Origin of the sequence: Exiguobacterium sp. s39, from assembly GCF_018618925.1 — a bacterium.
In the GTDB taxonomy this organism is placed as follows: domain Bacteria; phylum Bacillota; class Bacilli; order Exiguobacteriales; family Exiguobacteriaceae; genus Exiguobacterium_A; species Exiguobacterium_A abrahamii.
Map to the genome: position 1 here is coordinate 112999 of NZ_JACSNA010000001.1, position 18183 is coordinate 131181.

Annotated in this window: 17 protein-coding genes; 15 read left to right on the plus strand and 2 right to left on the minus strand. The window is 48.0% G+C overall.

Annotated features, from left to right (window positions below; translation table 11 throughout):
- Positions 1 to 12 precede the first annotated feature (12 nt).
- Both KNQ11_RS00610 and KNQ11_RS00615 read left to right on the plus strand, forming a co-directional pair.
- Positions 13 to 771: a helix-hairpin-helix domain-containing protein gene (locus tag KNQ11_RS00610; protein ID WP_251139600.1), complete on the plus strand. Its 759-nt coding sequence runs from the start codon at positions 13 to 15 to the stop codon at positions 769 to 771.
- On the plus strand, positions 771 to 2933 hold the full coding sequence (locus KNQ11_RS00615; protein WP_214768971.1) for a DNA internalization-related competence protein ComEC/Rec2: 2163 nt from the start codon (positions 771 to 773) through the stop codon (positions 2931 to 2933). Before KNQ11_RS00610 ends, KNQ11_RS00615 begins: the two co-directional genes overlap by 1 nt.
- A gap of 36 nt (positions 2934 to 2969) precedes the next feature.
- Here the strand turns inward: KNQ11_RS00615 and KNQ11_RS00620 are convergent, their stop codons facing one another.
- Positions 2970 to 3131: a YqzM family protein gene (locus tag KNQ11_RS00620; protein ID WP_023467431.1), complete on the minus strand. Its 162-nt coding sequence runs from the start codon at positions 3129 to 3131 to the stop codon at positions 2970 to 2972.
- 100 nt (positions 3132 to 3231) lie between these two features.
- Between KNQ11_RS00620 and holA the strand changes: the two genes are divergently transcribed.
- Together holA and KNQ11_RS00630 are read left to right on the plus strand one after the other, a co-directional pair.
- Positions 3232 to 4233: a DNA polymerase III subunit delta gene (holA, locus tag KNQ11_RS00625; protein ID WP_214768973.1), complete on the plus strand. Its 1002-nt coding sequence runs from the start codon at positions 3232 to 3234 to the stop codon at positions 4231 to 4233.
- 13 nt (positions 4234 to 4246) lie between these two features.
- Positions 4247 to 4690 (plus strand): GNAT family N-acetyltransferase, encoded by a 444-nt coding sequence (locus tag KNQ11_RS00630; RefSeq protein WP_041255011.1) that lies wholly within the window; start codon positions 4247 to 4249, stop codon positions 4688 to 4690.
- Between the two features lie 126 nt (positions 4691 to 4816).
- Here the strand turns inward: KNQ11_RS00630 and rpsT are convergent, their stop codons facing one another.
- On the minus strand, positions 4817 to 5077 hold the full coding sequence (rpsT, locus tag KNQ11_RS00635; RefSeq protein ID WP_023467434.1) for a 30S ribosomal protein S20: 261 nt from the start codon (positions 5075 to 5077) through the stop codon (positions 4817 to 4819).
- A 232-nt stretch (positions 5078 to 5309) separates the two neighbouring features.
- Here rpsT and lepA point away from each other — a divergent pair, with 232 nt between their 5' ends.
- The 11 genes from lepA (at position 5310) to rarD (ending at position 18180) form a co-directional block, all read left to right on the plus strand.
- The gene (gene lepA, locus KNQ11_RS00640) at positions 5310 to 7133 is read left to right on the plus strand and encodes a translation elongation factor 4 (RefSeq protein ID WP_023467435.1); all 1824 of its coding nucleotides are present in this window, start codon (positions 5310 to 5312) and stop codon (positions 7131 to 7133) included.
- Between the two features lie 58 nt (positions 7134 to 7191).
- On the plus strand, positions 7192 to 8337 hold the full coding sequence (gene hemW, locus KNQ11_RS00645) for a radical SAM family heme chaperone HemW (RefSeq protein WP_064300342.1): 1146 nt from the start codon (positions 7192 to 7194) through the stop codon (positions 8335 to 8337).
- Between the two features lie 316 nt (positions 8338 to 8653).
- A complete protein-coding gene (gene hrcA / locus KNQ11_RS00650; protein WP_023467439.1) occupies positions 8654 to 9688 on the plus strand; it encodes a heat-inducible transcriptional repressor HrcA in 1035 nt (344 codons plus the stop codon).
- A 24-nt stretch (positions 9689 to 9712) separates the two neighbouring features.
- Positions 9713 to 10270, plus strand: a complete 558-nt coding sequence (gene grpE, locus KNQ11_RS00655; protein WP_023467440.1) for a nucleotide exchange factor GrpE — start codon at positions 9713 to 9715, stop codon at positions 10268 to 10270.
- Between the two features lie 48 nt (positions 10271 to 10318).
- The gene (gene dnaK, locus KNQ11_RS00660) at positions 10319 to 12145 is read left to right on the plus strand and encodes a molecular chaperone DnaK (RefSeq protein ID WP_035398411.1); all 1827 of its coding nucleotides are present in this window, start codon (positions 10319 to 10321) and stop codon (positions 12143 to 12145) included.
- Positions 12146 to 12277: 132 nt separating this feature from the next.
- The gene (gene dnaJ, locus KNQ11_RS00665; protein ID WP_214768975.1) at positions 12278 to 13384 is read left to right on the plus strand and encodes a molecular chaperone DnaJ; all 1107 of its coding nucleotides are present in this window, start codon (positions 12278 to 12280) and stop codon (positions 13382 to 13384) included.
- 25 nt (positions 13385 to 13409) lie between these two features.
- The gene (prmA, locus tag KNQ11_RS00670) at positions 13410 to 14357 is read left to right on the plus strand and encodes a 50S ribosomal protein L11 methyltransferase (protein WP_029341002.1); all 948 of its coding nucleotides are present in this window, start codon (positions 13410 to 13412) and stop codon (positions 14355 to 14357) included.
- Between the two features lie 4 nt (positions 14358 to 14361).
- Complete coding sequence (locus KNQ11_RS00675; protein WP_058704804.1) at positions 14362 to 15108, plus strand: 16S rRNA (uracil(1498)-N(3))-methyltransferase; 747 nt, start codon at positions 14362 to 14364, stop codon at positions 15106 to 15108.
- 5 nt (positions 15109 to 15113) lie between these two features.
- Entirely contained in the window at positions 15114 to 16448 is a 1335-nt protein-coding gene (gene mtaB, locus KNQ11_RS00680) for a tRNA (N(6)-L-threonylcarbamoyladenosine(37)-C(2))-methylthiotransferase MtaB (protein WP_023467445.1), read from the plus strand.
- Between the two features lie 107 nt (positions 16449 to 16555).
- Entirely contained in the window at positions 16556 to 17251 is a 696-nt protein-coding gene (gene rluF, locus KNQ11_RS00685; protein WP_023467446.1) for a 23S rRNA pseudouridine(2604) synthase RluF, read from the plus strand.
- Between the two features lie 47 nt (positions 17252 to 17298).
- Positions 17299 to 18180 (plus strand): EamA family transporter RarD, encoded by an 882-nt coding sequence (rarD, locus tag KNQ11_RS00690; RefSeq protein ID WP_238239084.1) that lies wholly within the window; start codon positions 17299 to 17301, stop codon positions 18178 to 18180.
- The last annotated feature ends 3 nt before the right edge of the window (positions 18181 to 18183 follow it).

Sequence of the window (18183 nt, forward strand, 5' to 3'; positions counted from 1 at the left end):
TTCGTCAAACAGATGCTAATTCAAAGTTATGGTATGGATGATATGATCTTTATCCGACATAACACACCGTATCATGTTGTAAAAGAGTGGTTAGTGCGTATTCCTTCGTTTCCTGAAGTCCGTAGCGACCTGTTAGAGTCGTGGAAAAAGGAGGGATTCGTCTTGACCGTTCCACGTTTGCAACAAATCGCAGGTCTCGTCGTCGTCCTGCTACTCATCATTTTATTGTTCGTACCATTACCCTCTTGCTCGAATGAAGCGATGGTCGATCAACCGTCCTTAACGGATAAACAACAAGAGGCAAAAGCAGAGCCAGCAGAAAAGGAGACCTCGATTCGTGACAAACTCATCATGGTCGATGTGAAAGGGGCGGTAGAAGCACCTGGACCCTATCAATTCCATCTCGGTGATCGAGTGAAGGATGCAATCGAAAAAGCAAAGATGACTGAGAAAGCTGACATTCGACAAATGAATCTCGCGGCACGTCTCATTGATGGACAGGAAGTCATCGTGCCGGTAAAAAAGACGAAAGATCAGCCGAAACCAACGAAACGCTCAAAAGCAGAGATACCAAAAGGACTGATTGACCTCAATGCGGCAACGGCGGAACAGTTGATGGAGGTTCCGGGAATCGGTCCTGCCAAAGCAGAAGCGATCTTAGCCTATCGTGAGGAGAAGGGAGGATTTGCGACGTATGAATCACTCGGAGATGTAAAGGGCTTTGGGGAAAAGACGTTAGAATCGCTTAAATCCTACCTGATCGTCTACTGATGCCGCTTCATGCGCTGTTCGTTCTCTTACTCATTGTCGCCATCAAAGAATCGATCTGGTGGTTAGTGACGCTGATGCTATTTACTGTCATGAAGTCATGGTCTTTTTCAATCGGTCGTCTTTTCTTTTTGTTCATTCTGAGTTGTCTATTCATCGGAATGGGTCATCTGTCACCTGAACCGCACGACATCTCGTCTGTTGACATCTTATCAGGTAAGCGTAATGGGGATCGAATTCGCTATGATGCGGAGAGCAATGGTCAATCGGTTCTATTGACGGCAACGATTGCAGAAGATGAGACAGGATACGAACGAATCGGTTACTCCTGTCACGTCAATACGGAACCGCTCGATGTCCGCCAACAATCGAATGCGGGAGGTTTTGACGAACTGCAATTCATGCATACGCATCGTTACGCTGGAAAGTGGGAAGTACGTTCGTTTGATTCCTGTCATCCGACACTTGGGTATGCGGCAGAAGGAAGACGGGTACGTGAAGCATGGTTGAAACGGATAGAAGACTTGTTACCACAAAAGCAAGCATTCTACGTCGAAGCACTTGTATTTGGTGAGGATCGATTAATGGATCAAGTGACGCTCGAACGGTTTAAGAAATTCGGCTTATTACATGCGATCGTCATTTCAGGATCACATATCGCTTTTTTAGTAGTTAGTCTGCTGTACGTCTTACGAAAAATCAGAATGACAAAAGAAAAACGACTTGATATCGTTCTGATCTTACTGCCGATTTACGGATGGTTGACGGAGTGGAGTCCTCCAGTCACGCGGGCTGTGCTCGTCGCGATCATTCTGTTGCTCGGTCGTCGTTTCCACAAACCGTTAGATCCGGTCGAGGTCATTGCGGGGGTCGCAGCTTTTCAATTAGCGATTCAACCAACTGTCATTTACGATATCGGATTTCAATTGACGGTCGGACTGACGCTGTTTCTTGTGCTGTCGAGACGACTCATGGGTTCGGTTCGTCGTCCTTGGAACTGGCTGCTTATCAGTGCTTGGGCACAGTTTGGAACACTCCTCTTTTTACAGGGTATTGAACAGACGACGGTTTCAATTTGGTCGCCATTCTTGAACTTATTGATTGGTGGCTGGATTGAATGGGTGATTCTGCCGGGATCGTTCATTCTTGCGACACTTCCGTTCTTACCGATTCGTTCAACGTTTCAGATCGCGCATCAGTATGCGATTCAATGGATGGATCAAGCGTTACGACTGGCGGAGGATCTACCGTTGGCGATGGTTGCCGTTCCGGCATTTTCTCCTATCGTCTTGACGATTGTCGTTGTCGGAACGGGAATCGCTTGGTTCATTGCTGAGCGGAGATGGTGGGGGCATGCTCTACCGTTGATCCTTTTACTTACGGCATGGGGCTACACGGAGTGGCACGCACCTGAACAGATCACTTTTTTAGATGTCGGGCAAGGCGATAGTATCGTGCTTGAGAAAGCAGGAGAGACATTCGTCGTGGATACCGGTGGCGTTTATCAACAAACGACGCATCCACTGCTTCGTCCGTTTGATCCAGGTAGTCATATCGTCGCGCCCTTTTTATTCACACGAGGAGAAGCAGAAATCGACGGTCTCATCGTGACGCATGCTGATCATGATCACGTCGGTGGACTTCTAGGATTACTGCGTCAAGTTCGCGTGAAAACCATTTATTTAGGTGCGTATGACAACACGGATGAGAAGCGAAACGATTTGATTCGTTCGATCGAAGCAACTGGGACGCGTGTCGAGTTCGTTCAAAAGGGGCAAACGATTCGTCCTTGGTTACATGTACTTGCACCGACTGGACGAGAAGAAGAAGAGAATGATCGGTCTATTATATTACTTGCACAGATTGCCAAACAACGTGTTTTACTGACGGGTGACGCTGGCCTAGCAATCGAGGACGAATTAAGCGTTGGACCAATCGATATTCTAAAAGCAGGTCATCATGGTTCGAACACGTCGACCGGTGAAGAACTCTTGCAGAAGACAAATCCGAAGATTGTCATCTTATCAGTCGGACGAAAAAATCGATACGGGCATCCGCATCCGGACGTGCTTGAGCGGATCGGGACAGATCGGATCGTCTTTCGAACGGATGAGGACGGGAGTGTAACTTGTTCTTCAGCGGGCTGTGAACCTATGATAAAATAAAAAAACAGCAACCCCCCAAGGTTGCTGTTTTACTGATTATAGACTTAAGAACTTAATTGCGACACCGATGATGAACAAGACTGCAAAAAAGCCGAATGATGCACCAAAACCAACGGCAGAGTCGAGCGCATCGTTGCGTTTTGATTGAATATCGTTCTCGAACGCGTTTTCACTTGGTGGGCGTACTGAATGTGCCATGCTGCATTCCCCCTTAATAGATTCCGCTTCTAGTATAGCGGAATAAAAGAGGATTATCTATGATGAAGTTAAGAACAAACTGTGAAATGTGGTGGGAATGATGAAAACTCCTTGGCTCGTCAATGGAAAATTAGCGAATTTATACTTATTATATGGAACAGAACGACACTTGTTAGAAGAATGGGAACGTGAAATCGTAAAAGCGGCTCTGCCAGACGGAGAACGCTTCGATTATATGAAAATCGATTTGAACGACCAACCGCTTGATGCGGTACTCGATGAAGCGGAGACGGTACCCTTTTTAAGCGACTACCGTGTCGTCGTTGCAAAACCTGCAACGTTTCTGACAGGAGCGAAAGATAAAAAACAACATAATCTCGAACGGTTAGCAGATTATATCCTACAACCGGCAGACTACGCGGTCGTTGTCTTGATCGTCGAAGCAGAAAAGCTCGATGAACGAAAAACCGTCGTCAAACGATTGAAGGAGCGCGCGACGGTACTAGAGGCAAAAAAACCGACGACCGAAGAGTTGTTCCGCTTCGTTCTGGATGCTGTCAACGACAAAGGATACCGGATGGAACGTCCGGCAATCGAGCGACTCATTTTCTTGACTGCTGAGATGTGGGGGACATTAGCCCATGAACTTGAGAAGTTGATGTTGTTTGCAGGGGACCGACCAACAATCGAAATCGAGGATGTCGATTTGCTTGTTCCGCGGACATTAGAGGACAACGTCTTTCAATTAACGGACTACTTGATGAAGCGTCAACTCGAACCAGCGATCCGCTTGATTCGCGACCTTGAAAAACAAGGACAGGAAGTGTTGGCTCTCCTTGGACTGATGGCACGCCAATACCGGATGATGTTGCTGTCGAAACGATTAGTAGAACAAGGATACGGAGAACGACAAATCGCATCAAAAGTCGGAGCTCATCCGTATGCGATCAAATTGGCACTCCAGTCTGCCAAACGGTTTACGTTTGCGCAGCTCGAGCAAGCACTCATCGCCATCACGACGACAGATGAAGGTATGAAAACAGGACACGGTGATAAGAAGATTCTATTCGATGCGTTGATTGTTCGCTTAGCGACGCTATAAGAGGAGGCAAACGATGATGGAAGTCCAGATCATTACAGCAGAAGAGGTCATCCCATTACGGCATGATGTGTTACGTCCACATCAACCACGTGAAGCGTGTATCTACCCAGACGATGCGCTTGCATCGACGTTTCATCTCGGCGGGATAAAAGCACAACAAATCGTCGCAATCGGTAGTTTCTCGGAACAATCGCATGCACAAGCGCCAGGAGCGACGTATCAGCTTCGTGGTATGGCGTCGAGTGAAGACGTGCGTGGTGAAGGGTATGGTCGGGCGCTGATCGAAGAAGCCCGTCGTCTATTGAAAGAACGACAAGTGACAGCTTGGTGGTGTAACGCCCGCGTCACGGCACTTCCTTTTTATGAACGCCTCGGACTGGAACGTGTTGGAGAACCGTTCCTCATTGAAGGGATCGGTCTTCACTATGTCATGATCGATCGTCTAGACGACAAGTAAGACAAGAAATGGCGGACGAAGGAATCGTTTTACACGAGTCCTTCGTCCGCCATTTTAGATCATATAAAAAATCGCCACTGGAGAACCCTCCTAGTGGCGACCCATCACCGTATTCTTCGGAAAGAATTAAAGTGCGTTTACGAGTTTAGCGAGACGTGATTTGTCACGACCAGCTTTGTTGCTGTGGATGAGACCTTTAGCAGCAGCTTTGTCGATTTTTTTAGAAGCTGTAGCGAAAGCAAGGACCGCTTGGTCTTTGTTACCTTCAGCTGCGAAAGTTTCGACTGCTTTAATCGCTGAACGCATTGCCGATTTACGTTGTACGTTAGCGACGCGGCGTTTTTCAGCTGTTTTAACGCGTTTGATTGCTGATTTAATGTTAGCCATGGATGATTCACCTCCAATAAAACTCATTCGAGATTTATATTCGCATATCTGCAGTTATCGTTCAACAGAACAAACACAATTGTAGCAAACGTTTTTCTTAAAAGCAATACGACGTCTAGGGAATCTTCACATTTTGTTTTTCGGGTAAAACAAAACGAGATAGTACAGTGAAGCGCTTTTTGGTATAATGAACCGTATGTACGTTTGAAAATAAGGTAAGGTGACTCTAAACATGACGAATGAAGACCGTTTAAAGCGGCAGAAGAGTATTCGTAACTTCTCGATCATTGCCCATATCGATCACGGGAAGTCGACACTCGCTGACCGAATTTTAGAAAAAACTGGCGCGTTGACATCGCGCGAAATGAAAGATCAGACACTTGATGCCATGGATCTCGAACGTGAGCGTGGCATCACGATTAAACTCAACGCTGTTCAATTGAAGTATACAGCAAAAGATGGGGAAGATTACATTCTTCACCTCATTGATACACCTGGACACGTCGACTTCACATATGAAGTCTCGCGTTCACTTGCAGCTTGTGAAGGGGCTGTCCTCGTCGTCGATGCGGCGCAAGGAATCGAAGCGCAGACGCTTGCGAACGTTTACTTAGCACTCGACAACGATCTCGAAATCCTTCCGATCATTAACAAAATCGATTTACCTTCTGCGGATGTCGAACGCGTCCGTCAAGAAATCGAAGATGTCATCGGACTCGATGCATCTGAAGCCGTTCCGACTTCTGCGAAGGCAGGGATCGGTATTGAAGAAATTCTCGAACAAATCGTCGAGAAAGTACCAGCGCCGACGGGTGATCCGTCTGCACCACTCGAAGCATTGATCTTTGACTCCTATTATGACGCTTACCGTGGTGTCGTAGCATCGATTCGAATCGTCAACGGAACAGTTAAAGTCGGCGATAAGATTCGGATGATGTCGACAGGTAAGGACTTTGAGGTTCTGGAACTTGCCGTTGCGACACCAAAACCATTACGTCAGCAAGAATTGACGGTCGGTGATGTTGGGACGTTGTCTGCTTCGATCAAAACGGTCGGCGACGTACGTGTCGGGGATACGATTACGCTTGCGAAACAGCCAGCTACTGAAGCACTGCCAGGATACCGTAAGATGAATCCGATGGTATACTGTGGACTCTATCCAATCGATGCTGCGAAATACAACGATTTACGAGAAGCGCTTGAAAAACTACAACTTAGTGACGCGGCGCTTGAGTTCGAACCAGAGACATCACAAGCACTCGGATTCGGATTCCGTTGTGGATTCCTCGGGATGCTCCACATGGAAATCATCCAGGAGCGGATCGAACGTGAATTCAACATCGATATGATCACGACGGCACCATCGGTTATCTATCACGTGACGACGACAGCGGGTGAAGTCTTGCACGTCGATAACCCATCGAAGATGCCGGATCAGCAAAAAGTCGAATTCATCGAAGAGCCGTTCGTTAAGGCTGCTGTCATGACACCAAATGACTACGTCGGTGCGATCATGGAGTTGTGCCAGAAGAAGCGCGGGACATTCGTTGACATGCAATATATCGATACGACACGTGTCAAAATCACGTATGAGTTACCGTTATCTGAGATCGTCTACGACTTCTTCGATCAGTTGAAATCGAGTACGAAAGGGTATGCGTCACTTGATTATGAATTGATCGGCTATCAACAGTCGCGTCTCGTCAAGATGGACATCCTGCTCAACAACGAGAACGTCGATGCGCTCAGCTTCATCGTTCACCGTGACTTTGCGTACGAACGCGGGAAAGTCATCGTTGATAAGTTGAAAGAATTGATTCCGCGGATGCAGTTCGAAGTCCCGATCCAGGCCGCTGTCGGAACGAAGATCGTTGCTCGTTCGACGATTAAGGCATTACGGAAGAACGTTCTCGCGAAATGTTACGGGGGAGATATTTCTCGGAAACGGAAGCTGCTCGAGAAGCAAAAAGAAGGTAAGAAACGCATGAAGATGGTAGGCTCAGTAGAGGTACCGCAAGAAGCCTTCATGTCCGTTCTATCCATGGACGAAGATTAAACAGGTGGGGGGCGCTTGCGTCCCCTTTTTGGTTTTTATAGAGAAAGGATGAGGCGAAATGGGAATACGCGCCGCATATGTCCACATCCCTTTTTGTGAACATATTTGTTATTACTGTGATTTCAATAAAGTCTTTTTAAAGAATCAGCCCGTCGATGAATACCTCGATGCGCTCGAACGCGAAATCGAACTGACGTTGAAACAATACCCGACGGATCATCTCGAGACGATCTTCATCGGTGGCGGAACACCAACCGCTTTAAATGAACCACAGATGCAACGGTTGATGGAAATCATCCAGAAACACTTGTTGCCCCTGACAGGCGATGATTTAGAGTATACAGTCGAGTCGAACCCGGACGGTGTATCAGAAGAGAAGCTCGATATCATGAAGGCGGGCGGTGTCAATCGCGTCAGTTTCGGTGTCCAATCGTTTGATGACGGTTTGCTCGAACGCATCGGTCGGACGCACCGGGAAGCGAAAGTCGCGCAGACGCTCGACGCAGCAGCGAAACGGTTTGATAACATCTCCGTCGACTTGATGTTCGGCTTACCGAATCAGACGCTCGATCAGGTCCGCTACGACGTCTCGCGGGCACTTCAATTACCGATCACGCATATCTCCTCCTATTCGTTGATCTTAGAACCGCACACGGTCTTTGCGATTCAAGAGCGAAAAGGAAAGTTACCGTTACCGACGCAAGATCTCGAGGCAGAAATGTATCAAGTGATGATCGATACGATCGAAGCAGGTGGATATGCGCAGTATGAGATCTCGAACTTCGCGCAAACAGGAAAAGAGAGTCGTCATAATCGCGTCTACTGGGAAAACGATGAGTACTACGGATTCGGTGCAGGATCACACAGCTACATCAATCAGACGCGTCGTGCGAACATCGCACCAATTCCGCACTATATCAAGGCGGAAGGGTTACCGGTTCGAAAAGAGACGCCGTTGACGAACGTCGAGCGGATGGAAGAAGAAATGTTCCTCGGACTTCGAATGAAGGATGGCGTATCACTCGAACGTTTCCAGACGAAATATGGAGTAGCGTTTAAAGATGTGTTTGGTGAAGTCATGAAACGTTTATTGCCAAACGGTCTCGTCGAACAGACGGAGACACATATCCGTTTAACGCCTGCTGGTATTCCGTTAGCAAACGAAGTCTTTGCGGAGTTCATCGGTGAAGCGCAGGTTCAATGAATCTTGAATAAATGAAAAGAAGCGGTGTTTCCTTAAAAAAGAGGAATACCGCTTCTTTTCATTTTTTGGATTTCCTTAAAAAATAGGCAGTCGTTCCGATGACCGCGATGAACAGCCAGACAAAGACTCCTGCCATTGCCAATAATTCAATCATCCGATTCATCCTTTCCGTTCTTTGTTTCACTGTATCGCAGAATGGGAAACTGTTCAAAGGGTCACGCAATTCGGTTGACATCGGACGGACAATTCCTTATAGTAAAAGATGTAATTAGCACTCGTTAAAAGTGAGTGCTAACAAAATAAGGTGGTGAAGAAGGTGCTGACGGATCGTCAATTGTTGATTTTACGTGCAATCGTCGATGATTACATCAAGACTGCTCAACCCGTCGGCTCACGGACGCTCTCCAAGCGAGACGACGTGACGTTCAGTTCCGCGACCATTCGCAACGAGATGGCGGACCTCGAAGAGATGGGGCTGATTGAAAAGCCACACACTTCCGCAGGACGGATTCCTTCCGAACTCGGATATCGTTTTTATGTCGACCATCTGATTCGTCCGGAAAGCATCACACCAAAAGAAGCGCAGGCATTGAAATCACTCTTTGCCCATTCCGTGAATGAGAATGATCGGTTGATTCGGCACACAGCAGACCTGTTGAGCGATTTAACCCATTACACGACGCTTGTACTTGGACCAAAAGAAGAAGGACAACGCTTGCATCATCTGGAATTGATTCCTCTTGCCGAAGGTCGTGTCGTCATCGTTCTCGTCACCGAGACGGGACATGTCGAACACAAGACCCTGCAATTGAATCAAGCGTTGTCCCAGGAAGCAGCGAGCCGACTGATGGAACGTCTGAATCAGACGTTACGCGGTACGCCGCTCTCAGCCTTGCGCAGTCGTCTGCTCGAGGAAATCCGTCGCTTCCGTTCAGAGCATTCTGAACAGACGGTGTTGCTTTCGAAGGCACTTGATCTCGTCTTGACGGATCAAGAGGAGCGACCGTTCATCTATCTGGGCGGGAAAGCCAACATGTTCGATCAGCCCGAATTTCAGGACGTCGCAAAACTACGACCTGTTCTCGAGTTGATCGAACAGCAAGAAGCCGTTCTCGACTTCCTACGACCGAATCTCGATAATCAAATCCTGATTACGATCGGGAGTGAGAACAATGTGGATGCATTAAAAGATTGTAGCGTCATCCGGGCCCATTATTCGGTCGACGGTGTCTCGATCGGGACACTTGCCTTGATCGGACCGAAACGGATGGATTACAACCGGGGAATCAACTCGATCATCCATCTACTTCAAGCATTCCAAACCGAATTGCATAAGAACAATTTGGATTGAATATAGAAAGGGGCTCGATTCAGAGTGGAAGAAAAAGAACAGAATCAAAACCTCCAACAAGAAGAAAACGTGACAGAGCCGACTGAAACCGTCGAAGTCACAGAAGAAGAAGTCATTCAAGCGGATCTCGTCGAAGACGAGAAACCAGACTTCGAAGCACAACTCGCAGAAGCAAAAGCTTCAGAATTACGCCTCCGTGCGGATTTTGAGAACTTCAAGCGTCGTAACCGTGTCGAAGCAGAGAATCGCGCGAAGTATTCTTCACAAGCCATCGTCGAAAAGCTGTTACCACTCGTCGATAACTTGGACCGTGCGCTCCAAATCGAGACGGAAAACGAGGAGACGAAATCCGTCTTGACGGGTGTTGAGATGGTGAAACGTCAACTCGTCGAAACGCTTCAAAATGAAGGCGTCGTCGAGATTCCAGCAGTCGGTGAAGCGTTCGATCCGAACTTACACCAAGCGGTCGTTCAAGAAGCGAGCGAAGAACACGAATCAGGTGTCGTCATCGCTGAATTCCAAAAAGGGTACAAATTGCACGATCGTGTGATTCGTCCGAGTATGGTTAAAGTAGCTGAGTAATCGGCTTGCACTTTATTATTCCAATCATTGAAAGCGAGGAAATAGATCATGGCAAAAATCATCGGTATTGACTTAGGTACAACGAACTCATGTGTTGCAGTAATGGAAGGTGGCGAACCAGTCGTCATCGCTAACGCAGAAGGAAACCGTACGACACCATCTGTCGTCGCATTCAAAAACGGCGAGCGTCAAGTAGGGGAAGTCGCAAAACGTCAAGCGATCACGAACCCGAACACGATCATGTCGATCAAGCGTCATATGGGTACGGACTATAAAGTAGAAGTTGAAGGCAAAGACTACACACCACAAGAAGTCTCTGCGATCATCCTTCAAAAACTAAAAGCGCAAGCAGAAGACTACCTCGGTGAAAAAGTCACAGAAGCTGTCATCACAGTACCTGCTTACTTCAACGATGCAGAACGCCAAGCGACAAAAGACGCTGGTACGATTGCTGGTCTTGATGTAAAACGGATCATCAACGAGCCTACAGCGGCAGCACTCGCATACGGTCTCGAAAAAGGCGAAGATCACACGATCCTCATCTATGACCTTGGTGGCGGTACGTTCGACGTGTCGATCCTTGAACTCGGTGATGGCGTCTTTGAAGTTGTTTCAACTGCTGGTGACAGCCGTCTTGGTGGAGATGATTTCGACCAAAAAATCATCGACCATCTTGTAGCAGAATTCAAAAAAGAAAACGGCATCGATCTTGCTCAAGATAAGATGGCGCTTCAACGTTTGAAAGATGCAGCTGAAAAAGCGAAAAAAGACCTTTCAGGTGTTTCTTCAACACAAATCAGCCTTCCGTTCATCACAGCTGGCGCATCAGGTCCACTTCACTTGGAAATGACACTTTCACGCGCGAAATTCGACGATCTCACAGCAGATCTCGTTGAACGTACGATGGAACCAACACGCCGTGCTATGAACGATGCAGGTCTGACACCAGACAAAATCGACAAAATCATCCTCGTTGGTGGTTCGACTCGTATTCCTGCAGTTCAAAAAGCAATCCAAGACTTCACTGGTAAAGAATCGTTCAAAGGGGTTAACCCGGATGAAGTCGTTGCACTCGGTGCAGCGGTTCAAGGTGGCGTATTGACAGGAGACGTCAAAGACGTCGTTCTTCTCGACGTAACTCCACTCTCACTCGGTATCGAGACAATGGGTGGCGTGATGACGAAATTGATCGATCGCAACACAACGATCCCGACTTCGAAATCACAAGTCTTCTCGACTGCGGCAGACAGCCAACCAGCTGTTGACATCCACGTCCTCCAAGGGGAACGTCCAATGGCAGCAGATAACAAAACACTTGGTCGCTTCCAATTGACGGACATTCCGCCAGCACCACGTGGTGTGCCACAAATCGAAGTTAAATTCGACATCGACGCGAACGGTATCGTTAACGTTTCTGCGAAAGATCTCGGAACGAACAAAGAACAGTCGATCACGATTCAATCATCAAGCGGTTTGACTGAAGCGGATATCGAGCAAATGGTCAAAGATGCAGAAGCAAACGCGGACGCAGACAACAAGCGTAAAGAAGAAGTCGAATTACGCAACGAAGCAGACCAACTCGTCTTCGCAACAGATAAAGCAATCAAAGACCTCGGTGAGCAAGTCGCTGACGCTGATAAAGAAAAAGCAGAAGCTGCAAAAGAAAAAGTAACAAAAGCTCTCGAAGGAACAGACATCGAAGCAATCCGTTCTGCAAAAGACGAATTGTCGACAGTCGTCCAAGAGTTGACACAAAAAGTCTACGAGAACATGGCACAGCAACAAGCGGGCGCTGAAGGCGCACAAGCTGGTGGTCAAGACGACAACGTCATGGACGCTGAGTTCGAAGAAGTCGACGAGAAAGACAACAAGTAATTCATCCGACCGATTTTTCGGGCGCTAGAGAGAGCCAAAGCGTATCCGCGCTTTGGCTCTTTCCATGTCGCACGAAGTTCGGTAAAATCAAACAGTATGAAATGAATCGGAATAGAGAGAGGAAGACTGCACGTGGAAAAACGCGATTATTATGAAGTACTAGGCGTCGCGCGCGATGCCTCATCAGCGGAAATCAAACGCGCGTACCGTAAGCTTGCCCGGACGTACCACCCGGACGTCAACAAGGAAGCGGATGCGGATGCGAAATTCAAGGAATTATCGGAAGCGTATGAAGTGTTATCCGATGACAATAAACGAGCACGTTACGATCAATTCGGTCACCAAGATCCATCGCAAGGTGGCGGTGGATTCAGTGGAGCTGAAGGATTCGGAGACATCTTCGACATGTTCTTCGGTGGCGGACGTCGTCAAGATCCAAATGCACCACGTAAAGGACAGGATTTACAATACGTCGAGGAAATCGACTTCATGGAATCGGTCACAGGCGTCGAGAAGACGATCACGATCCCAGTCGAAGAAGATTGCGGGACATGTCATGGTTCGGGTGCTAAACCAGGATCACAGCCGGAAACATGTAAACGATGCGGTGGTTCGGGTCACATCAACGTCGAACAAAACACGATGTTCGGTCGTGTTGTTAACCAAACGACATGTTCAACGTGTCACGGCCGTGGACAAATCGTCAAGGAGCCATGTGAAACATGTCGTGGAGCTGGTCGCGTTCGTAAAAACAAAGATGTCCGTGTCAAAATTCCAGCAGGAATCGATAATGGGCAACAAATCCGCTTAGCAGGTAAAGGGGAAGCCGGTGTCAACGGTGGACCAGCAGGTGACTTGTATGTCGTCGTTCGTGTCGCAGCACACGAACTGTTCGAACGTGTCGACGATCATATCGTCATGGATATGCCACTTACATTCGCGCAAGCAACACTTGGCGATGAAATCGAAGTGCCGACTGTTCACGGTAAGGTCAGTCTGAAGATTCCAGCCGGAACACAGACAGGATCACGGTTCCGGCTCCGTGGAAAAGGGATGCCGAACGTTCGGTCCGGTCACCATGGCGACCAGTACGTCAATGTCGTCGTCATTACACCGAAGAATCTGACGGAACGTCAAAAAGAACTCTTACGGGAATTCAATGAAATCAGCGATGAAAAAGGTGTCGAAGAGCAACACGAAGGTGTCTTCAGCCGGATCAAGACATTCTTTACAGGGTGATCACTACAGAGGAGCGTGACAAGAAATGAAATGGTCAGAGATCTGTGTCCATACGACACAAGAAGCCATCGAAGCAGTTTCAAACATCTTACATGAAGCGGGAGCAAGCGGAGTCGTCATCGAGGACGTCGAAGATTTCGAGATGATGTCCCACCGCGAAGATAACTTCGGTGAAATTTGGGATGAGACGAAACGAGACGAGTACCCGACTCAAGGTGTACTCGTGAAGGCGTATCTTGCAGAAAGCAGCGATTTGACGGACACGATCAAAGGCATCGAACATGATATCCAGCAGTTGACGAACTTCGGTCTGTCGATTGGCACGGGTGCTGTCACGCTGACTCAAGTAGATGAAGAAGATTGGGCTCATTCATGGAAACAATTCTATAAGCCAGTCAAGATCAGTCGCCATCTGACGGTCGTCCCGATGTGGGAAGATTATACACCACAACCGGATGAAAAAATCATCGAGCTCGATCCAGGCATGGCATTCGGAACGGGAACACACCCGACGACGGTCCTCTGTATTCAAGCGATTGAGAACTACTTGCAAGAGCAAGACCGTGTCGTCGATGTCGGAACGGGATCCGGTGTCCTAGCGATTGCAGCAGCGAAGCTTGGGGCAAAGGATGTCTTTGCACTCGATTTAGACGAAGTCGCTGTCAAATCAGCGACGGAAAACGTCGCTTTGAACGAAGTCAGTGAGCAGATCACGGTCCGTCAAGGTGACTTGATGAAGGAATTGAGTGAGCCGGTCGAGTTGATCGTCGCGAACATCTTAGCGGAAGTCATCCTTCTCTTCGTCAAGGATGCCTATACGTTGACGTTACCAGGCGGTCATTTCATCGCTTCCGGTATCATCAGTCAGAAGAAGGATATGGTCGTACAAGCGATGCAAGAAGCAGGATTTACGATCGTCGAGACGACGAAGCTTGAGGACTGGGTCGCGATCATCGCGAAACGGGAGGCGTAAACGCATGCAACGGTATTTCGTCGAGCCCTCGATGCGTCAGGGAGATGTGTTTCATCTCCCGAAAGACGACGCACACCATATGAAAAACGTCATGCGGATGGAAGTCGGCGGAGAGATTCTCGTACTCGACGGGACAGGTCTTTACCGGTGCCGTCTGGAAGCACTCGATAAACAAGCGGCTTCTGCCCGGATCGAAGAGACTCTACCGATCGAGACGGAATTACCGATTCGTGTGACGATCGCCCATGGATTGCCAAAAGGCGATAAGATCGAACTCGTTGCCCAAAAAGCAACGGAACTCGGGATCCATCATCTACGAATTTTCGAAGCCGACCGTTCCGTCTCGAAATGGGATCAAAAGAAGGTTCCGAAAAAGATTGAACGACTCGAAAAAATCGTCAAGGAAGCAGCGGAACAATCGTACCGTGCCCACTTGCCGACAGTCGACTTCGTGGCGTATGATGAAGTCTTACAGGATGCATCGAACTATACGGCTTGTCTGGTTGCCTATGAAGAATCAGCGAAACAAGGGGAGGCCTCCGTCCTCGCTACGACGCTTGCTGGATTGCAAGAGGGTGATTCCCTTCTTGTCGTCATCGGACCTGAAGGTGGGTTCGCTGAAGCAGAAATCGCACGTTTGACGGATGCCGGTTTTAAAAAAGCCGCTCTAGGGCGTCGCATCTTACGGACGGAAACGGCACCATTGTATGTCCTTTCCGCCGTCTCGTATCATTTTGAATTGAAAGGGTGAACGAAATGGCAACTGTTGCCTTTCAAACGCTTGGCTGTAAAGTCAACCATTACGAAACAGAAGCTGTCTGGCAACTGTTCAAGGACGCTGGCTACGCACGCGTTGATTTTGCTGATCATGCGGACGTGTATGTCGTCAATACATGTACGGTCACGAATACCGGAGATAAGAAAAGTCGCCAAGTCATCCGACGGGCGATTCGCCAAAATCCGGATAGTGTCATCTGCGTAACGGGTTGTTATGCTCAAACGTCTCCTGCTGAGATCATGGCGATTCCTGGCGTCGATGTCGTCGTCGGAACACAAGATCGGCATAAAATGATTGGATACATCGAACAATTCCGTGAAGAACGCATGCCAATCAATGCGGTCGGAAACATCATGAAAGCAAAAGTCTATGAAGAACTGGATGTACCGGCCTTTACGGACCGGACACGGGCTTCGCTGAAAATTCAAGAAGGTTGTAACAACTTCTGTACGTTCTGTATCATCCCATGGGCGCGTGGTCTCATGCGGTCTCGTCAACCGGAAGATGTCTTGAAGCAAGCACAACAGCTCGTTGATGCGGGTTACAAAGAAATCGTCTTGACGGGAATCCATACAGGTGGATACGGAGAAGACTTGAAAGACTACAACTTAGCAAAATTACTTAAAGCACTCGAATCCGTCAATGGACTTGAACGCTTGCGCATTTCGTCGATCGAAGCGAGTCAAATCACGGATGAAGTACTTGATGTCCTGAAGGATTCGCCGATCGTCGTTCGTCACTTACACGTTCCGATCCAGTCTGCATCCGATACGGTCCTTCGCCGGATGCGTCGTAAATATACGATGGCGGAATTCGGAGAACGGATCACGCGTCTGAAGGAAGTCCTGCCTGACTGTGCAATCACGTCAGATGTCATCGTTGGTTTCCCAGGCGAGACGGAAGAAGAGTTCATGGAAACGTTCAACTTCATCAATGATCATAAGTTCAGTGAATTGCATGTCTTCCCGTACTCGAAACGGACAGGAACACCGGCTGCGATGATGGACGATCAAGTCGAGGAATCGATCAAAGAAGAACGCGTCGCGCGTTTGATTGCCTTATCGGATCAACTCGCGAAGGAATATGCTTCGAAATACGAAGGAGAACTGCTTGAGATCATTCCGGAAGAATTTTCGGAAGAAGCAGGCGGTCGTCTCGTCGGTTACACGGATAACTATCTGCGTGTTGCAATTGAAGGCGATGAGTCAATGATCGGACAACTCGTTCGTGTCAAAATCACGAAAGCCGGCTATCCGATGAATGATGGTCAATTCGTTCGAATCATGCAGACATTAAAAGACGCTGCGGTCTAATCGAAAGGGCAAAGGAAACCTCTGGTTTTCTTTGCCACTTTTTTTGTTTTCATTTCAGGAATGCGCTACACTGAATACAGTTCAATTAAGGAAAGAGGATATCATTCATGCGAATCAACAAATTCATTAGCGAAACGGGCTTTTGCTCAAGACGTGCTGCCGATAAACTGATCGATGCAGGTCGTGTGACGATCAACGGTCTGACAGCAGAACTCGGCTCGCAAGCTGAAGAAACGGACGTCGTTGAAATCGACGGTCAGCCGCTCCAGACAAAACCAAAACCTGTCTACATCGTCTTAAATAAACCAGTCGGCATCACGTGTACGACAGAGCTTGATATCGAAGGAAACATCATCGATTTCGTCAATCATCCGAAGCGGATTTTCCCAATCGGTCGCCTCGATAAAGATTCAGACGGCTTGATTCTTTTGACGAATGACGGTGATGTCGTTAACCGGATCTTACGAGCAGAAAACAATCACGATAAAGAATATATCGTAACCGTCGATGCACCAATTACGGATACGTTCATTCAAGGGATGGCGAGTGGTGTTGACATTCTCGGTACGACAACGAAGGAATGCATCGTTGAACCACTTGAGACACGGACATTCCGGATCATTTTGACGCAAGGGTTAAATCGTCAGATTCGCCGTATGTGTAAAGAGTTCGGCTACCGAGTTAAGCGTCTCCAACGCGTCCGGATCATGAACATCGAGCTTGGCGATTTACCGATTGGTTCTTGGCGTGATTTGACAGAAGAGGAATTACGCGAGTTGTTTACGACGCTTGACGGGCAATAAGGTTCAATGAAAGTCGCCACTGGCGGCTTTCTTCATACATAAGGGGGATGACCGTGGATAAACGGGGTATGAGTGCGACATTCGTCGCCTATGTGATTGGTGGACTGTTGCCGATCTACAAAGTATTTGCTGCTGGTATTCCAGCATGGACGGTCGTTTCAATTCGGATATTGAGTGCGTTCATCTTCGTGACGTTGTTACTACGCCTGACGAAGAAATTCCAATTCGTTCGTCAATTATGGCAAAACAAACGCCAGCGCTATACCGTTCTTGCGGCAGGGCTCGTATTAGGCGGGAACTGGTCGCTCTATCTGTACGCCATCGGGGAAGGGTATATCGTTGAGTCGTCACTCGGGTATTACATCAATCCGCTCGTCAGCGTCTTGTTCGGTTTGATTTTTTTTAAGGAACGATTGACGCGTCCGCAAGTGATTGCAATTTTATCAGCAATCATCGGTGTGATGATTTTAACGCTCGGTTATGGTCAATTTCCGATCATCGCCTTTTCACTTGCCGTTTCGTTCGCATTTTACGGTGTACTAAAGAAAAAGGCAGCAGCCGAACCATTATCCGGATTATTTTTAGAGACACTCGTCACGCTTCCGTTCGCTCTCTTGACGCTTGGTGTGACAGATAGTCAACCGCTTGCGATGCCGACGAGTGCATTGATTGCGATCATCATGCTCGGAATCGCAACAGCAGTCCAATTGATGTTATTCGGATACGGAATGCCGAAAATCCCGTTCGTCTACGTCGGGATTCTCCAATACATTGCCCCGACGCTGACGCTGCTCCTTGGAATTTATCTATTTAATGACGTCTTTACGACGATTCACTTCATCGCTTTCCTGTTCATTTGGATTGCTGTTGCTCTCTTTACGATCAGCGGTTTATCGGCAGGAAAGATGCGAATGAAAAAGGTATCATAATGA